The sequence below is a fragment of the Mycobacterium sp. ML4 genome, assembly GCF_054515735.1.
Map to the genome: position 1 here is coordinate 1 of NZ_JBTNSY010000070.1, position 2062 is coordinate 2062.

Annotated in this window: 3 protein-coding genes; all 3 read right to left on the bottom strand. The window is 62.8% G+C overall.

The features are described from left to right. Positions 1-391 precede the first annotated feature (391 nt). Genes ACX9NE_RS29195 through ACX9NE_RS29205 form a run of 3 tightly spaced genes read right to left on the bottom strand, consistent with a single transcriptional unit; the run spans position 392 to position 1785 of the window. Positions 392-724, bottom strand: a complete 333-nt coding sequence (locus ACX9NE_RS29195; protein ID WP_459365256.1) for a nucleotidyl transferase AbiEii/AbiGii toxin family protein — start codon at positions 722-724, stop codon at positions 392-394. 36 nt (positions 725-760) lie between these two features. Then, positions 761-1147, bottom strand: a complete 387-nt coding sequence (locus tag ACX9NE_RS29200; protein ID WP_459365255.1) for a nucleotidyl transferase AbiEii/AbiGii toxin family protein — start codon at positions 1145-1147, stop codon at positions 761-763. Beyond that, positions 1144-1785 (bottom strand): type IV toxin-antitoxin system AbiEi family antitoxin domain-containing protein, encoded by a 642-nt coding sequence (locus tag ACX9NE_RS29205; protein WP_459365254.1) that lies wholly within the window; start codon positions 1783-1785, stop codon positions 1144-1146. The genes ACX9NE_RS29200 and ACX9NE_RS29205 overlap by 4 nt, the downstream gene beginning before the upstream one ends. Between the last annotated feature and the right edge of the window lie 277 nt (positions 1786-2062).

Below are 2062 nucleotides of genomic sequence, written 5' to 3' on the forward strand. Positions count from 1 at the left end.
ATGTTACCGGCTAGCCTTTGCGCGCCGTGGGAGCGGCGCGACCTGTTGGGTGAGCTTTTCAGCTACTGGCCTTCATTTTCGCAAAATGAGTCAGCAAACGCGGCCTGGCAACACTTGCGGCAACACTGCGGCAGCACACGGCAACATATGCCCCGCTCAGCCACCTGACCTGCGGAGTTGCTGTCTAGCAAGGGTTCTGAACGCCCGGAATCTTTGAATCATATTGAGTCGCAAGGCATTCAACAGATCAAGATTAATCGTCGAAAGATTATTTCTGCCAACAGAATTCGTTGCTGAGCGTGTTTTCTACGGACTCATAATCCGTTGGTCGCGGGTTCGAGCCCCGCCCGCCCCACTTCAGAGGCTGTTTTTCAAGATCAGTTTTTCGAACTCATCGTTTATGCGAGCCGCTGAACCGCGCCCAAGCGTCCCGGACGGCGGCTAGGGCGTCGCTCGGTGAGACCGTGAGACGGGTTTGGCCGGCGAGCTGGTTCTGCCACTCGGCCTCGGTGGGCGCCTTCGTGAAGTCGTGCGGAGCCGGCGCCTGGTTGGTGGGGCCGTAGCGTCGGTAGAGGTCTTCGGCGGCGGCATCAATGGCGCCGATCCGGTCAAGCGCCCGGAGATCCCATAGGTCGCGAGAGGCGTGGCGGTCGAACCATGTCGCGGTCTTAGATGCTGCGAAGGCGGGGAGGCACCAGCAGCTCGGCGGCGGGGGCGTCCGCATAACGCTGGACCAGGGATCGTCGCTCTGTCGGCCACACTATTCGGTCTCGGAGGACAGCAGTTGTAGCCGCACCGTCAGTCCAACGGAGGTGCGGAGGATTGCAGGGCGCGTGTCAGGAACACTGCTGAGTATTGGGTCGAGGGTGAGTCGCCCGTGAGTGCGCGCGAGTGCACGGGGCAGCCCGGCGTCCAGATTGGCCGCTATGGGCTTGCGATCGCCGACTGCGATGAGGTCGATGTCCTCGCTGAGTCGCCCGTTCGGTAGGTGGGTGCGAGCGAGAGCGGTTCCCCCGATGAAGTGGATTCGGTCGCCGAATTCTCGGCTTAGAAAGGCAAGGAGGTGGGAGATGAGGTGGTCGCGCTCGACCTGTTCGGTCGCGACGCCGAATTGCTCGGCGACGGAAGTCTTTTCGTCGCTGTTCACCGTCGAGCCCAGGTTTCCGCCCGCAGCAGTGACGCCCTGCGTCGTTGTTCGGTCGCCAAGGTTTGGAGGCGGTCCTCATCGCTGCGCTCGTACAGTGCAGCGACGGCGCTCGGGACATCGATTTCGGCGTCGCCGAGTTCGGGGCGGTGGGCAAGGTCCAGGATCGTCTGTTCGGGTGTGGTCACCAACGTCGGTCCGAGCTCGGTGTCGTAGCGTTCGGCGTCGATGCTCTGGGTGTTGCGTTTGACGAACCGGATGGCCGCAGGGCGGTCAGATAATGCGATGCGGCGGTGCTGCTCAGGGACGGCGACAGTCGCGGTGGCCAGCGCACGTGGAATCGCTCCGTGCAGCCGTGCGGCGCTGACTCCCATGACAACGATGTCGTCCGGCCCGTAGATCGCCGATGCGATGCCTGCCGCAGCGGTTTCCAAGCCCGGCATCCAGTCTTGCCCCACCATGGCCGGTGGCACGACGACGTAATAACCATCGGCAAGGCGGTGCAGCAGACCGCGTTCGTGAAGGCGCGCCACCTCGGCAGCGGGGTGCGCGTAAGTATGTTTCGCCTGCGCCGGGCGGAACGTGCCGAGGGGATGCGCGGCCAGGGTAGGGGGGACCGCCGTACTGTGCTTCAGTGCCATGATTACTCCTTGGGTATGCAAATCATAGGCTAATAGCCTACGAAATGCATACTCGCGGTCAGATGACGTCGCCGCCGCCGACCTTACGCGCCGTCCGGTCCAGGAGGTCGACCACTTGGGAGTGGATGCGCCCGCAGAACTGGATACCTGATTTCCTTTGCGGCTCGGCTCATAATTACCCCCCAAGGACAGCAAGCCGCTCAGCTCAAAGCCGATACGAAGGCCCCGCTTACGAAGATGGAGACAAACGCCCTCCGTCAGCGGACCTTCGCCGGCG

Excerpts from the sequence above, each read along its gene's own strand:
- ACX9NE_RS29205 (WP_459365254.1), bottom strand. The coding sequence starts at position 1,785 with ATGGCACTGAAGCACAGTACGGCGGTCCCCCCTACCCTGGCCGCGCAT.
- ACX9NE_RS29195 (WP_459365256.1), bottom strand. The coding sequence starts at position 724 with ATGCGGACGCCCCCGCCGCCGAGCTGCTGGTGCCTCCCCGCCTTCGCA.